Here is an 11,632-nt window from a genome sequence, read left to right as displayed (position 1 = left end):
TGGCCTATTCAGAGGTGTGCCGATGCACGGCGGGCGGGATGATCTGATCCACGTTGACACGGTCGAGGTAGGTGATGAGGTCGCGAGTCTCCTGAGCGGTCAGACGCAGCGACTTCCTGCCCAGCTCGATGACCAGGTCGCCGTTGGTGTAGAGCGCAGCCACCAGCGTGCCGGCGCGCTGCTGATGGCGCTTGCGGTGCTCACCCCACGACGGTCCGCCATCGTTCTCGGCGGGGGAGGCGTCGGCCGACCCGGTGCCTGGGTAGTACGCATTGACCCATCGGCCATTGGGCGCCTGAACGCGCTCTGCACGAATGTCACCGGCAGCTATGCGGTGCGCCAGCTTGGAGGAGATGGCAGTGGTCTCGAGGCGCTCCTCGATCTCGACGGACCGTATGCCCGGCTGAGCACGTATCAGGTCGATGATGTCCTGTGTTGTCGTCATGGTGTTCTCGCGTGTGGGTAGGTGGAAACGGCTGCTCATCAGTGCCTGACCACCACGCCAGGCAGACCGCCCGCGGGCGGTTTCGCGGGATCACGCCTGCTCTGTCTGCCCTAGCTCCAGGCCCGGCAGCTGCGGCTGCACACGCCGACGTGCCTCGGCCAGCATTGCGCGGTAGCGCTGGTAAACGTAGACGTAGCTCACGTCCAGGTGCGCGGCGATCTCCGAGGCGTTGCCGCGGCGAAAATGCGCCCAAATGTACGCATCGTGGTCGAGCCGCCCATACGATCGGTCCTTCGGGATATAGAGGTTCTGTCCGCCGTAGTGCTGGTGCAGCAGGTCGATCATCTCGTCGCCGACCTCGGCCGCCTGGTCGGGGTCGAGGCCGACCCGCTTCATCAGGAACACACCCATGATCTCGGCCATCTCCTGCAGCGTCTTGTGCCGGCGGCGGGCGGTAGGCGTGTCGTCGTAGCTGGACATTGCTGGCTCCTGGTGGATTGTCGGACGCGCGGCTATTCCACGACCTCATTCAAGTATTCGACCGAGCCGCTTATGTGCTCGCCGAACCGCGCGATCGCTGCTTGCAGCTCGTTGGCGGCTCCCTCCACCGATCCGTCGATGCCGTCCCACGGATCGGCCAGGCGCTGTACTTCTGCCTGCATGCGGGCGAGCCTGCGACGGATACGGTTGGCCAGGATGTTCGGCTTGAGGCCCAATGCCTGCGCGCGGGTCTGTGCCATGTCGCTCTCCTTAGATGTCGGTAGGGCCGATCTGCACGCGTTCTTCGAACGCCTGCAGGAGCGAATCAACCCGCTCGGTCGAGTCGGCCATCAGGACGATCGCGATCTTTGCGCCGCCCTCAATCCCGAATTCCAGCGTCAGGCGGTTAACGTCGCGGCTCCTGACCATCGCCGCCAGGATTTCGCCTATGCGAACGCCCTCGATGTCGCCCAGGTTGGTGAGCGGGTCGTCGAGTGAGAATTTCGTCGCCATGGCTACACCTCCGCCACGCCCAGCGGAATCTGCTCGTAGCGATCGGTCATGCCGACGCGCTGATACACGCGCAGGTACGTTTTGCTGCCCGTCACCATCGTCGAGTCGCTGATCGCCTGCATCGCTTGCGTCCAGCGCGGATCCTCAGACTGGATGCGGCGCAGAGCCAACACGCGATTGGTATTGATGTTGCCCGCTTTGTCCACCTCGAATGCGCGATCGATCACGGCCTTCAGCTCGGGGCGCGCGCCATCGGTCCAGTCTTGCAGACATTGGTCGATCAGCTGCTTGGCGACCTGCAGGCGCTCATCGAACACAAGTGAATCCTGGACTGCGCGGATGATCTTGAAGCGCTGATCGAACGAGTACAGCGTCACGTTGCCCTTACGGCCGCCGAGTTGGACACCATATTGGGCTGCAGCGAGATCCAAAAATGCGGCAATCTCGGTGAACGCGCGCTCTTTGAATGCCGTCAGCGCGTTGTTGTGGCCAATGGCCTCGGTGGTCAGGCTGTTGACCAGTTCGTCGCGCAGCAAGTCCTGCGCGCTTATCGTCGATTCAGGCACCAGCCGGCCCTGACCATCCATCCGGTAGCCCGGCGGCGTCGTTGTGGTCGTACTCATGAAAAACACTCCTTCAGGTACGGGCAGCGCACGCGCGCGCCCGGGAAAAAATCTGAGCCGACAGCACGCCGACGGCAGTGGCGGCGCCTTCGTCGTGCGTTGCGCTCACGCCGCGCAGGCAATGCACGACGGCGTGGACGACTTCGTGGGGGACGATCTCGTCGAGGTTGCTGTCCATGCCGAGCACGATTACGCCCTGGTGCCGGGCCGTTGCAGATGCGCTCGGCTGGAAATAGCCGTGCACGGTCTGGCGATCGCGACGGCGGCGTCCGGCGCGATATTCCCGATCGACATCCGCGACGCCGGGCAGCAACCGCACGCGCAGGCTGATGCCAGCATGGGCGACGGTGAACGCGAAACGTGTGCGCGTGCGTGCCATGATCAGTGCACCGACTGCCGGTCAGCGTCCGACGGCGCGAAACGGGTGCGCTCGATCGCGGCCTCGATGTGTCGGCGCACGCCGTCCGCGTCGCCGCGGATGTGCGCTATCAGAATCTCGGCCAGCATGTCGCTGAGCTCCAGGCCTGCGCGCTGGAGTGCGGCCGAGGCGAGCGTTGCCTGCAGCAGCGCACCGTTGGCCGTATGCAGCGCTCGGCGTAGTTCGTCGACAGAGGCCAGCTCGGACGGATTGACCATCGCTACGGAGATATCGAAGTCAGGCATGGTCAGCGGCCTCCGCATTGGACTGACGAGCGGGCGCGTGCTGGTCGCCCCGCGCTGCTGCCGTGCAGGCGCGACAGCGGATCATGATCGGCGGCGAGCAGATGATGACGTCGTAGTCCGGCTGACGACGGTTGCAGATTCCGCAGGTGAACAGGCCGAGCGTCGTGGGCGTGGGTACCGTGCGGGTCAGCATGGCAAATCCTCCTGGACCACGATGCGAATGCCGCGGTACAGGCCCGTGATGTGCCCTCCGGCCCGAATGGTCGACGCGTCGCACTCGGCCAGCAGCCTGTCGGCCGGCAGGCCATTGAGATCGACCAGGAGGATCGCATGCCCACCATCGTTCGGGAACGGATCCTCGCGGGTCACACGAAATCCGAGCGCGCGCAGCGCGCGCGCCGCGGCGTTGGACTCGGCCAGACGGCCGACCAGGTCGTGCGTCAGAACTCGCGGCTGGTGGAATGCGCTGGCGACTGCCGCGATATCGGCGTGCGTGATCAGTTCCATGTCACATCTCCTGCTGCGACCGAACGGCCGCGGCGATGAGCTCGCCAGTGATGGTTTTTGCACCGATGCGCGCGGCTTGGTTCAGCGCGATGGACGCGAGGTTGTTGACCGCCAGCGGATAGCAGATCGAACGCTGAACGACACGCCGGGCCTGGCCGCGGCCGACCGTCTGGGCGGCCTGCAGGCGGGCGCGCATCTCGTCTATGGCGCTGGCCTCGAAGATGGCATCGGCCTTCATGTCGACACGGGCGAACTTGTGCTGCAGATACGCCTGCAGCTCGCCGTCGAGCGGGCCGAGCGTGGCGATCTCCGTGCGCTGCACCACCTCGCGCACGCGCGGGTTGCGATCGTCCAACTTCCAGGCCAGTTCCGTCTGCCCGATCAACAGGATCGCGAGCAGCCGGCCGAAGCCGCTTTCTGGCTCCAGCTCGTAGAACCTCTTCAGGTGTTTCAGCGTCGACGTCGGCAGGTCGTGCGCCTCTTCGATCACCAGCACGTGGCGCTGTCCGGCCTTGGCCGATGCGCGCAGCAGTTCGTGCAACTGCTCACTGCGGGCTTGCGCGGTCTGGCGCACGGTAGCCAGACGATCCACTGCACGGATGATCGACGACGCGATGTCCTGCGCGCGCAGGGCCTGGTTGCGCCTGTTCGTGTCGCCATCCTCCACGCCCAGCACGTAGGGTTCGATCACCGTGATCGGCTCGCGCTGCTCGGTGATCCATTCCTTCAGGTCGCGCTTGACCGTCGTCTTGCCGGCGCCAGACTCGCCGATGACGGCGAGCATGCCGCCGTGCTTCGCGCACTGGCGCACGGCCGCGCGCACGTACCGTATGTCATCGGACAGGTACACGTCCGCCGACGACTCCATCTCGTCGGTAAACGGATCGCGCGCGATCTTGAAGTGCCGGCGCGCCTCGGGCGTCAGAGGTTGTTTTCGGAGTAACATTTCTGCGATTTCCTCGCTGTCATCAGGTTGGGAATCGGCCGGCGTGGCATCTGCCACGACTTCCACGCCGGCCTTCGGTTGAATCTGGGAAAAGACGCCAGCCAGGGACTGCTTGGGCACACCGGCCGCTATCAACACCGCACGGATCTGCCGCTGGAGCTCGTGCGGCGCCGTACCCTTCGGCCAGAAGCCGTGATTCACGATCTGGGCGATGCTCCCGGCTGACCAAGCGTGTCCGCCAGCGGCCTGCATCAGCTGACCCAGCTTGCGGTAGGTGATGCTGTGCTGGGTGAGCACCAGTTTCAGTTTCAATGCCATGCAACCTCCTATGCGATCCGCAGGCCGAAGCTGGCATCGGGCTGGCCGCGGCGTTTGAATTCTTCGATCAGCGCGTCCACGCGGTCTTCACGCACCCCATCGGCATACAGACGCCTGAACCACGCATGCTCGTCCGAGGTCAAGCTGCGCTTGATCGCATCGACCAGGCGCAGCATCGCGGCCTCGGCCGACAGGACTGGGATGACCTCTTCCACGTGCGCTGGGGTCGCGATAGCCTCGCCAGTGCGCGGCAGGTACGCAGGCTGTTCGATGCCCTGAATGTAGGAATGCGCGTCGAGCGTGCCGCCGAACGGCACGGCCTTGCGCGCCCGCGCCTTCTTGACGCCGTCGGCGTCCAGGCCCGGATACGCGGTGGCGTCCAACTGCTGCGCGGCGCGCTCAATGTCGGTATGCGGCATGGCCTTGTATTCCTCGCCGATGACGGCGGCGGACAGGCGCTCGCCGAACTGGTCGAACTCATGCTCCGGTTCGACGCGGTAGACCAGCATCTCGCCGTCGTAGCGAGGTACGCTGACCTGGATGGCGGTCTCGCCGTAGGCGAGTGCCTGCACGCTCACCAGCTCGCCACGGTTCACGCCGGCCAGGCCGCGCAGCGAATAGGATCGCGACCTGTCGGCGTTCGGATGGCGAAAGCTGATCGACATATCCGGGCGCACCTTGCGCTCTTCGGAGCGGCTGGCCATGAGCGCCCGGCAAATCTCGATGGACGGCAGTTCGCGTAGCTGTTCGGCCGTGATGAGCTGCCACAGGTCCAGGCGGGCCATCGGCACGGCCAGTCCCTCACGCCGCAGCCGGGTGTCCTGGCCGGGCAGCAGGTTGGCGTTGTAGGCGTTGGCCCACGCGAACGCCGCCTGGTTCAACTGCACCACGTCCTCAACAGGCTCGAAGCGCAGACGGCTCTCGAACTGTGTTTCGACGATGTTGTTGGCGCCCTCGACGCCGCCCTTGACCCGCGCATGGCCGGCCTCGTGCGTCTCGTAACGGACATCTAGGCGGTCCAGCAGGTTCAGGATCGTGCCGGCGCGGTTGGCCGACCCTTTGTCCCACAAAACCAGACGCGGAACACCATGAAACTGGCGCCCATCGCGCCGGCTCCAGGCGAACATGAGGAATTCAAACAGGCTGTGTGTGTCCTCACCCTCGGCTTCCGTGTACCACGGCACGATCAGGCCACTGGCGCGGTCGTACAGCACGTACCGGTAAACCTTGAGCTTGACGCGGGCATAGTTCTCCAGCTTGTTCTTGTAGAACTCGCGCTCGCGCATGATGTGCTGCTTGCCCTTCAGGTAGTACACGAGGCAAAGCGACGGATCGATCTGGTGCACATGGTTCGGGTGCAGCGCCCGCATGTGCTGCACGCTGGTGCCGTCTCGCTGGGCGTCGACGTTCAGGCGGCGATCGCGCATCAGGCGATTGAGCTGGGCGTTGCTCACGTTGAACTCCACTCCGTTGCGCGCCAGCACGCCGCGCGCCGTGGTGGTAAACAAGGTCTGCTTGCCGTTGTCGCGGATGCTTTCTCGCTGGGCAGCGCCCAGCATTTTCAGGGCGTCGTCGGCCACGCTGGTGCGCCCCTTGTCCGCGCGCGCCTTGCGGCCGGACGACCAGCCGCAGCGCTGCTGTAGCTGCCGATAAACCGTCTGGGGCGACCAGCCCAGGAACGCCGCGGCCGATTCGACCACGGCGCGGCGCCCCGACTTGGCGCCCAACTGGTCCAGCTGCACGGCGACGCCGCGCAGATAGTCGAGTGCATCGTGGGTGAGTGCCATGCGTCCTCACTCCGCTGCAGGGTCGGTCAGGACGTGGGATCGCGCCAGTTCGATCTCGGCACCGAACCGGGCCAGCAGATCCGCGCGCGCCGCGGCAACCATGCTTGCCGTGCGCTCGATGGAATCGGCCAGGTGCAACACGACGGACAGGACCGGCGGGGGCAGATCGACCAACGCCTCCGGGTCGTAGCCAGGCTCGGTCGCGAGTTCCTGCGTCAGCCAGGCGTCCAGCGCCTCGGTGGCCTGCTGATGGCGCATCAGCGCCTCATCGATCAAGGTCTGACGCTCGGTAATTTCGACCTTGAATGGCGCGACCTTGTCGTCCCAGCTGGCGGTGCGCAGCTGGAGTTTCTCGAGCTGCGTCTGCAGGGTACGCGAGCGCTCGGCCGCTTCCGCGTGCAGCTTCTCCATGGCGCGCTGTTCGGCCTTAGCATCGTCTATGGCTTTCTGCTGCTCGGCCCGCTCTTGGCCGTGGCGCACGGCCAGTTCCTGCATCAGATCCAGGACCTCTTCGCGGGTCTGGGCTTCTTCGACCGCGCGGCGCACGATCTCCTGCTCGGGGGGCGGCAGCGCCTTGATAGCGTTGTAGTCGCGCTGGTGCAGACCGATGCGTTCGGCCTGCTCGAAGGCCTCTTGGCCGAGGATGTTGCGGTTGCTGATCAGTTCCTGCAGGCGCCGCTGACTCTTGCCGAATTTTTCTTGGCAGAAGTCCTCCAGGCTCTCAAAAGCGCGACCGTCGCGCTTTTTGAAGTGGACCCAACCCTTTGATTTTTTTATCTTTTCATAGGTTTGGACGAGTACGGAATCCGCGACAGTCGCGTAAAACAGCGCGGTTTCGAGACGGCCGAGGTCCACACCGGCCGCCAACACTTCGTCCATTTCGTCCTGCGTTTTGCCCTCCTGCGCCGCGCGCAGGGTCGCCAGGTCGGCGTTGTAGGCATCCTGGTTGACCGCGGGCAGCGGCTCGGCGGGGGCTGTGATTGTTTTCTTGCGGGCCATGGAATGGGGCTCCTGTAGCAGACGGATGGAGTTATGGCAGGCGCGTGTAGCGCTGGCGGCGTTCGTCGAGCGCGGCCTGGGCTCGGACCATGGACTGGTCGAAGGCATGCGCGATCTGGACCAGCTTCGGCCCTAGCATCCACACGTCGGACTGAGCCGGGTCGCGCTCGGCCAGGCCGGCGGCGCGCAAGTTCTCCAGTGCTCGCAGTGCTGTGGGTGCGGGCACGTCGACGGCTGCAGCAACGTCCTTCAAGCGCATGCCGGAGAAGTCGCGGTTGGCCAGCACGAGCATCACCTTCAAGGTGCGTTGCACCTGTTCGCTCAGGTAACGATCGGCGCTCATATCTGAACCTCCATGCTGCCTCGGGTCCAATCACGCCCCGTGCATGGCCGCTTTTCGGCAGCCACGGCGATGGCTTCCATCGCAGCGGCGAGCGAGCGCAACTGCATCGGGGTGAGATCTACGCTGCAGAACGGCCCACCATCCAGGGTGGCGAGAGGCTCGTTTCGGTATGTGCGCGTGAGGACGACTTTGATGGCCTTCATGGAGCGCTCCTGCGTACAGAGCGACGTTGCGCCTCAATCTGCGAACGACTGCGACGCAGGGTCACCTGGTCCGGCCAAATGGCAGAAATCGATTTGCCCAATATCTGGCTGATTCGCCTCTGAATGCGTTCGCTGCGGATGCGGCCACTGATCGTTTGTGAAATCGACGACGGCGCAACCTGCAATTCATCCGCCAACATTGCCGGCGTGATTTTGGCGATGCGCAGCGCCGCTTTTATTTCCTCAGGGTGCATGCTCTGCTATCCTCGACAGCCTAATTAGTTAGGTGAATCGGTCGCCGTAAATATCGGGCGATCCGTTAGGCACTATGATGGTACGCAATTGCGTACCTGTCAAGGCAAACATTGGTGCGCGATTGGATAACTTTGGCGAGCGACTTCGAGAGGAACGTCAGCGGCTGGGCATGAGCCAGGCGGAGTTTGGTGCGGCCGGCGGGGTGCTCAAGCAGGCTCAACTCAAGTATGAAAAGGGCGAGCGCACGCCGGACGCGGCCTATCTTGCAGCAATCGCGCAAGCAGGGGCTGATGTCCAGTACCTCCTGACAGGCTCTCGAGCCTTCACGCCTCCACCACCCATTTCCCCCGAGCATCGGGCGCTTATCCGCGATTACGACGCCAGTTCCGACGACGGTAGGGACGCGATTCGGCGTATGGCTGCTGCGACGGCTTTAGGGGCTGCAGCGGCGGTAGCTGGACATCGAGCGCCCGAAGGGGGTAAACAGGCTCCTCCGAAGAAAGCTGACTTTTCGATTCAAGCCGACAAGCTCGGGGCGGTAGTGAAAAGGGCCGCCAAACGAATCACGATCAACATGGGAGATAAGAAGAAATGAAGGCAAAGAGCGTTGGGGTAATAGCTCGGGAAATTCGTCGTTTGCAGTTGGTTGTTTGCCTCGACGGCTCGGCTCTGGCTGGACTAAAAAAATCTCTGAAAAAAAAGATTCGAACCAACAATGCCAAGGTCATTTTTGCCGCCACGCTGACGCTGGGAATCGTGCCAGCCTGCGCGGCTGGCATCTGGACGATCCAGCCTGACACTGAACTCGCCGAATACACCCAGAAAAAGGAAGTCGCCGAGGTGTTCCTACGTGACGTACGTCATGAGGTCGAGGTTGCCTTGCCTGTACTTCGTAAATATTGGGAAAGTGGTATTTCGCCAGCCGTACCTGCCCAAGGCAGAAAATTTGCCAAGCTCACCGAGCGGGGACAGCAGTTGTCAGAGCCTTTTCGACCATTTGCCTCGTGTAGGGGATTGGGCGCGGCGGCCTCACAGTTATGGACGGCTCATCTGAACTCTCAGATGACGGCGAATGCTCTGTACACTGCCTGGCACATGTACAGTGAGTCGCTGCGTGAATGCCAGATGTCGATCGATCACCCTCCCGAGGACACTATTACGGTGATCGGCTCGCCTGCTCGGGCGAACGATCTGCCCAGCAGTTGCCTGAATGCTGGGGAGGGCAGATGGTCGTGCCCTGCTGCGCTGCGCGCCAAGCTCGAGGAAGCAAACAAAAAATGAGCACGCTCTCGCGGTAAATCCATTTAATAGCCCCTCCGGACGAGGCCCGGCACGATGCAGCTCGCTCTGCATCGTTCCTGGTTCTTTCCCGGAGGCCGCTTGTCGCTATCCCACATCCCCCTGCATCGCCGGCTGCCCCGGTTCACGACCTGGCTGGCGATCGCCGCGTTTTTCATTGTGATCATCGGGCTGGTATCGCCGCAGCAGATCCCGGTCGTCATCTACAAAATCTCCCTGATCACGCTCGCGGCGGTGCTGGCCTATTGGCTGGACCGCGCATTCTTCCCCTACGCCCGTCCGGACGGCTACCTGGTGCGTGACTGGCGCGAGGGCAACTGCTGCGGGACGCACCGCGTCGACTACCCGATCGCGGATGGCTACGAAACTGCGTTCGTGGCGGCGACGATCCGTCGCGCAATCATCGCGCTGGCCGTCATCATCGCGGTCGCGACGGGGTTGTGATGACACCCAGCTTTGCCGGGCTCCGGCTGCTGACGATGCTGACGACGCTGCTGGCCGCGTCGTGCGCGGCGTTGCCGGCACTGGCAGCGCAGCCGCCACGCGCGTCCCTGCAATACCGTGACGCCGTTATCCGCAACGGCCGTGCCGTGTGGGGGCTGGACGCTCCTATCGCCGTGTTCGCCGGGCAGCTGCATCAGGAAAGCGCCTGGCGTGCCGATGCAGTGTCGGCAGTGGGCGCGCAAGGGATCGCCCAGTTCATGCCGGACACGTCGGCATGGATCGCGGGGCTGTATCCGACGCTGGCCGCGAACGCACCATTCAACCCGAGCTGGGCGATACGCGCGCTGGTCCAGTACGACCTGTGGCTACATGCGCGCATCAGCGCGGCTGACGATTGCCAGCGCATGGCCATGACGCTGTCCGCGTACAACGGGGGGCTCGGGTGGATCCAGCGCGACCAGCGGCTGGCGGCCGGCCGCGGCCTGGATCGCGCCGTGTGGTTCGACCAGGTCGAAACGGTCAATGCCGGGCGCAGCGCCGCCAACTGGCGCGAAAACCGCGCGTACCCGCGCCGGATTCTGTATGTGCACCAGGCGCGCTATCTGGCCTGGGGATCGGGAGTGTGCCTGTGAATCCGACGATCATCGCCTGGGGCCTGCTCGCCGCCTTCGCGGCCGGCGGCGCCGGCTACTGGTGGGGCGACAGGGACGGCCACGCACGTGGTGCCCTCGAAGCCCAGGCCGCCCACGATGCCGCACAGGTCCAGAACCTGGGGTTGAACCTGGCCGAACTGCGCAATGCAATCTCGGACGGCGCGGCAGCCAACCGGGCCGTCCGTACTGCCATGACCAACCTAGAGGCTCGGAACAAGACGTCCAACATGGAGCTGAAGAATGCCATCGAGAAATCTCGCCAGCCTGGCGCTGCTGTGTGCCAGCTCGATGCTGACAGCCTGCGGGTCCTCGCCGCAGCTGCCGCCCGCGCCGATGCCCTCGCCGCAGGTGGTCTCGCTGCCGGCGGAACTGGCGGCGCGGTGCCCGCCGGTCGTGCGCCCGACTGAGAACTCTGACGAGGCCCGCGCGCTTGCCCTGGAGGCCATGTACGGCTTGTACGGTACCTGCGCGGCCAGGCACGTCGACACCGTGGACCACATCAACGCGAGACACCATCCATGACGGTACAGATTGAACTGTGGCAGCTCATCACGCTGCTGCTGGCATTTTTCGGGGCGTGCGGAGCTGTGGGCAAGGTGTTGCTGGCGCAAACGCAACGGCATCTGGACGCGCGCTTCAACGTGCTGGAGGCGGCCAACCGCGACGAGGCTGGGCAGTGGCAGCGCATCGAACGTGACCTCATGCAGCTGCGTGCTGATCTGCCGCTGGAGTATGTGCGGCGTGAGGACTATATCCGCGGCCAGAGCATCATCGAAGCCAAGCTGGACGGCCTGGCCGTGAAACTGGAAAACGCCCAACTGCGCGGGCTGGCTGGAGTTAAGAATGCAAATTGACGTGGAACGCGCGCGCCGCGAGGCCCTGCGCTGGCTCATCCTCCTGACGCTGAATCATGCGAGGCCGGTCGGATCCTACGAGGGACCGATTCTTTCCGTGGCGCAGACGCAGTATCCCGACGCCACGCCGCTGGAGCTGCGCCGGGAACTGGATTACCTGGCAGACCGCAAGCTGGTCAACCTGGTCAAGGAGCCGAGCGGCCGCTGGTTGGCTGATCTCACTCGCTATGGCGTGGACATCGCCGAGTACACGATCGACTGCGAGCCAGGCATTGCTCGCCCGGCGAAGTACTGGTAGCC

Annotated in this window: 22 protein-coding genes and 1 other RNA gene; 7 read left to right on the top strand and 16 right to left on the bottom strand. The window is 64.2% G+C overall.

Annotated elements, in window-relative coordinates; translation table 11 throughout:
- Window positions 1-4 precede the first annotated feature (4 nt).
- From A6745_RS26155 to A6745_RS28455, 16 genes are all read right to left on the bottom strand, one after another.
- The gene (locus tag A6745_RS26155) at window positions 5-445 is read right to left on the bottom strand and encodes a hypothetical protein (protein ID WP_066134060.1); all 441 of its coding nucleotides are present in this window, start codon (window positions 443-445) and stop codon (window positions 5-7) included.
- Window positions 446-470: 25 nt separating this feature from the next.
- An RNA gene (locus A6745_RS26150) (hammerhead ribozyme type II) lies at window positions 471-533 on the bottom strand.
- Between the two features lie 2 nt (window positions 534-535).
- A complete protein-coding gene (locus A6745_RS26145) occupies window positions 536-925 on the bottom strand; it encodes a Mor transcription activator family protein (protein ID WP_066134057.1) in 390 nt (129 codons plus the stop codon).
- Window positions 926-957: 32 nt separating this feature from the next.
- Window positions 958-1,185 carry a hypothetical protein gene (locus A6745_RS26140; protein WP_066134054.1) on the bottom strand — a complete coding sequence of 76 codons (228 nt, stop codon included), beginning with the start codon at window positions 1,183-1,185 and terminating at the stop codon, window positions 958-960.
- Window positions 1,186-1,195: 10 nt separating this feature from the next.
- A complete protein-coding gene (locus tag A6745_RS26135; protein WP_066134050.1) occupies window positions 1,196-1,438 on the bottom strand; it encodes a hypothetical protein in 243 nt (80 codons plus the stop codon).
- 2 nt (window positions 1,439-1,440) lie between these two features.
- The gene (locus tag A6745_RS26130) at window positions 1,441-2,061 is read right to left on the bottom strand and encodes a DUF3164 family protein (protein ID WP_066134047.1); all 621 of its coding nucleotides are present in this window, start codon (window positions 2,059-2,061) and stop codon (window positions 1,441-1,443) included.
- Between the two features lie 13 nt (window positions 2,062-2,074).
- Window positions 2,075-2,440 carry a hypothetical protein gene (locus A6745_RS26125; protein WP_066134044.1) on the bottom strand — a complete coding sequence of 122 codons (366 nt, stop codon included), beginning with the start codon at window positions 2,438-2,440 and terminating at the stop codon, window positions 2,075-2,077.
- 2 nt (window positions 2,441-2,442) lie between these two features.
- Entirely contained in the window at window positions 2,443-2,724 is a 282-nt protein-coding gene (locus A6745_RS26120; RefSeq protein WP_066134041.1) for a hypothetical protein, read from the bottom strand.
- On the bottom strand, window positions 2,717-2,917 hold the full coding sequence (locus A6745_RS26115) for a hypothetical protein (RefSeq protein WP_066134038.1): 201 nt from the start codon (window positions 2,915-2,917) through the stop codon (window positions 2,717-2,719). The genes A6745_RS26120 and A6745_RS26115 overlap by 8 nt, the downstream gene beginning before the upstream one ends.
- Window positions 2,911-3,231, bottom strand: a complete 321-nt coding sequence (locus A6745_RS26110) for a hypothetical protein (protein WP_066134036.1) — start codon at window positions 3,229-3,231, stop codon at window positions 2,911-2,913. Before A6745_RS26110 ends, A6745_RS26115 begins: the two co-directional genes overlap by 7 nt.
- A 1-nt stretch (window position 3,232) precedes the next feature.
- Window positions 3,233-4,495 (bottom strand): ExeA family protein, encoded by a 1,263-nt coding sequence (locus A6745_RS26105; protein ID WP_066134034.1) that lies wholly within the window; start codon window positions 4,493-4,495, stop codon window positions 3,233-3,235.
- Between the two features lie 8 nt (window positions 4,496-4,503).
- On the bottom strand, window positions 4,504-6,282 hold the full coding sequence (locus tag A6745_RS26100; protein ID WP_066134031.1) for a DDE-type integrase/transposase/recombinase: 1,779 nt from the start codon (window positions 6,280-6,282) through the stop codon (window positions 4,504-4,506).
- Window positions 6,283-6,288: 6 nt separating this feature from the next.
- On the bottom strand, window positions 6,289-7,281 hold the full coding sequence (locus A6745_RS26095) for a hypothetical protein (RefSeq protein WP_066134027.1): 993 nt from the start codon (window positions 7,279-7,281) through the stop codon (window positions 6,289-6,291).
- A gap of 31 nt (window positions 7,282-7,312) precedes the next feature.
- Entirely contained in the window at window positions 7,313-7,624 is a 312-nt protein-coding gene (locus A6745_RS26090) for a helix-turn-helix domain-containing protein (RefSeq protein WP_066134026.1), read from the bottom strand.
- On the bottom strand, window positions 7,621-7,827 hold the full coding sequence (locus A6745_RS26085; protein ID WP_066134023.1) for a hypothetical protein: 207 nt from the start codon (window positions 7,825-7,827) through the stop codon (window positions 7,621-7,623). The genes A6745_RS26090 and A6745_RS26085 overlap by 4 nt, the downstream gene beginning before the upstream one ends.
- The gene (locus tag A6745_RS28455) at window positions 7,824-8,081 is read right to left on the bottom strand and encodes a helix-turn-helix domain-containing protein (RefSeq protein ID WP_082853304.1); all 258 of its coding nucleotides are present in this window, start codon (window positions 8,079-8,081) and stop codon (window positions 7,824-7,826) included. The genes A6745_RS26085 and A6745_RS28455 overlap by 4 nt, the downstream gene beginning before the upstream one ends.
- Before the next feature lie 74 nt (window positions 8,082-8,155).
- Here A6745_RS28455 and A6745_RS28450 point away from each other — a divergent pair, with 74 nt between their 5' ends.
- The 7 genes from A6745_RS28450 to A6745_RS26055 all read left to right on the top strand — a co-directional run bounded on the left by A6745_RS28450 (window position 8,156) and on the right by A6745_RS26055 (window position 11,630).
- Window positions 8,156-8,677, top strand: a complete 522-nt coding sequence (locus A6745_RS28450; RefSeq protein WP_231886091.1) for a helix-turn-helix domain-containing protein — start codon at window positions 8,156-8,158, stop codon at window positions 8,675-8,677.
- Window positions 8,674-9,363: a hypothetical protein gene (locus A6745_RS28880; RefSeq protein ID WP_156513554.1), complete on the top strand. Its 690-nt coding sequence runs from the start codon at window positions 8,674-8,676 to the stop codon at window positions 9,361-9,363. The genes A6745_RS28450 and A6745_RS28880 overlap by 4 nt, the downstream gene beginning before the upstream one ends.
- Window positions 9,364-9,417: 54 nt before the next feature.
- Entirely contained in the window at window positions 9,418-9,825 is a 408-nt protein-coding gene (locus tag A6745_RS26075; RefSeq protein WP_156513553.1) for a putative holin, read from the top strand.
- Window positions 9,826-9,860: 35 nt separating this feature from the next.
- The gene (locus tag A6745_RS26070; RefSeq protein WP_066134017.1) at window positions 9,861-10,457 is read left to right on the top strand and encodes a transglycosylase SLT domain-containing protein; all 597 of its coding nucleotides are present in this window, start codon (window positions 9,861-9,863) and stop codon (window positions 10,455-10,457) included.
- Complete coding sequence (locus tag A6745_RS26065) at window positions 10,454-10,885, top strand: hypothetical protein (RefSeq protein WP_066134014.1); 432 nt, start codon at window positions 10,454-10,456, stop codon at window positions 10,883-10,885. Before A6745_RS26070 ends, A6745_RS26065 begins: the two co-directional genes overlap by 4 nt.
- Before the next feature lie 111 nt (window positions 10,886-10,996).
- Window positions 10,997-11,332: a hypothetical protein gene (locus A6745_RS26060; protein ID WP_066134012.1), complete on the top strand. Its 336-nt coding sequence runs from the start codon at window positions 10,997-10,999 to the stop codon at window positions 11,330-11,332.
- A complete protein-coding gene (locus A6745_RS26055) occupies window positions 11,322-11,630 on the top strand; it encodes a hypothetical protein (RefSeq protein WP_066134009.1) in 309 nt (102 codons plus the stop codon). The genes A6745_RS26060 and A6745_RS26055 overlap by 11 nt, the downstream gene beginning before the upstream one ends.
- Window positions 11,631-11,632 lie beyond the last annotated feature (2 nt).

This window comes from Bordetella ansorpii (genome assembly GCF_900078705.1).
Taxonomy (GTDB): Bacteria; Pseudomonadota; Gammaproteobacteria; order Burkholderiales; family Burkholderiaceae_B; genus Bordetella; species Bordetella ansorpii_A.
The sequence above is the reverse complement of the archived record's forward strand: the minus strand, read 5'-3'. Positions and strand labels throughout refer to the sequence as shown.

What these genes read in the sequence shown, in the direction of transcription:
- A6745_RS26155 (WP_066134060.1), bottom strand. Translation starts at nt 445, where the DNA reads ATGACGACAACACAGGACATCATCGACCTGATACGTGCTCAGCCGGGC.
- A6745_RS26145 (WP_066134057.1), bottom strand. Translation starts at nt 925, where the DNA reads ATGTCCAGCTACGACGACACGCCTACCGCCCGCCGCCGGCACAAGACG.
- A6745_RS26140 (WP_066134054.1), bottom strand. Translation starts at nt 1,185, where the DNA reads ATGGCACAGACCCGCGCGCAGGCATTGGGCCTCAAGCCGAACATCCTG.
- A6745_RS26135 (WP_066134050.1), bottom strand. Translation starts at nt 1,438, where the DNA reads ATGGCGACGAAATTCTCACTCGACGACCCGCTCACCAACCTGGGCGAC.
- A6745_RS26130 (WP_066134047.1), bottom strand. Translation starts at nt 2,061, where the DNA reads ATGAGTACGACCACAACGACGCCGCCGGGCTACCGGATGGATGGTCAG.
- A6745_RS26125 (WP_066134044.1), bottom strand. Translation starts at nt 2,440, where the DNA reads ATGGCACGCACGCGCACACGTTTCGCGTTCACCGTCGCCCATGCTGGC.
- A6745_RS26120 (WP_066134041.1), bottom strand. Translation starts at nt 2,724, where the DNA reads ATGCCTGACTTCGATATCTCCGTAGCGATGGTCAATCCGTCCGAGCTG.
- A6745_RS26115 (WP_066134038.1), bottom strand. Translation starts at nt 2,917, where the DNA reads ATGCTGACCCGCACGGTACCCACGCCCACGACGCTCGGCCTGTTCACC.
- A6745_RS26110 (WP_066134036.1), bottom strand. Translation starts at nt 3,231, where the DNA reads ATGGAACTGATCACGCACGCCGATATCGCGGCAGTCGCCAGCGCATTC.
- A6745_RS26105 (WP_066134034.1), bottom strand. Translation starts at nt 4,495, where the DNA reads ATGGCATTGAAACTGAAACTGGTGCTCACCCAGCACAGCATCACCTAC.
- A6745_RS26100 (WP_066134031.1), bottom strand. Translation starts at nt 6,282, where the DNA reads ATGGCACTCACCCACGATGCACTCGACTATCTGCGCGGCGTCGCCGTG.
- A6745_RS26095 (WP_066134027.1), bottom strand. Translation starts at nt 7,281, where the DNA reads ATGGCCCGCAAGAAAACAATCACAGCCCCCGCCGAGCCGCTGCCCGCG.
- A6745_RS26090 (WP_066134026.1), bottom strand. Translation starts at nt 7,624, where the DNA reads ATGAGCGCCGATCGTTACCTGAGCGAACAGGTGCAACGCACCTTGAAG.
- A6745_RS26085 (WP_066134023.1), bottom strand. Translation starts at nt 7,827, where the DNA reads ATGAAGGCCATCAAAGTCGTCCTCACGCGCACATACCGAAACGAGCCT.
- A6745_RS28455 (WP_082853304.1), bottom strand. Translation starts at nt 8,081, where the DNA reads ATGCACCCTGAGGAAATAAAAGCGGCGCTGCGCATCGCCAAAATCACG.
- A6745_RS28450 (WP_231886091.1), top strand. Translation starts at nt 8,156, where the DNA reads ATGATGGTACGCAATTGCGTACCTGTCAAGGCAAACATTGGTGCGCGA.
- A6745_RS28880 (WP_156513554.1), top strand. Translation starts at nt 8,674, where the DNA reads ATGAAGGCAAAGAGCGTTGGGGTAATAGCTCGGGAAATTCGTCGTTTG.
- A6745_RS26075 (WP_156513553.1), top strand. Translation starts at nt 9,418, where the DNA reads ATGCAGCTCGCTCTGCATCGTTCCTGGTTCTTTCCCGGAGGCCGCTTG.
- A6745_RS26070 (WP_066134017.1), top strand. Translation starts at nt 9,861, where the DNA reads ATGCTGACGACGCTGCTGGCCGCGTCGTGCGCGGCGTTGCCGGCACTG.
- A6745_RS26060 (WP_066134012.1), top strand. Translation starts at nt 10,997, where the DNA reads ATGACGGTACAGATTGAACTGTGGCAGCTCATCACGCTGCTGCTGGCA.
- A6745_RS26055 (WP_066134009.1), top strand. Translation starts at nt 11,322, where the DNA reads ATGCAAATTGACGTGGAACGCGCGCGCCGCGAGGCCCTGCGCTGGCTC.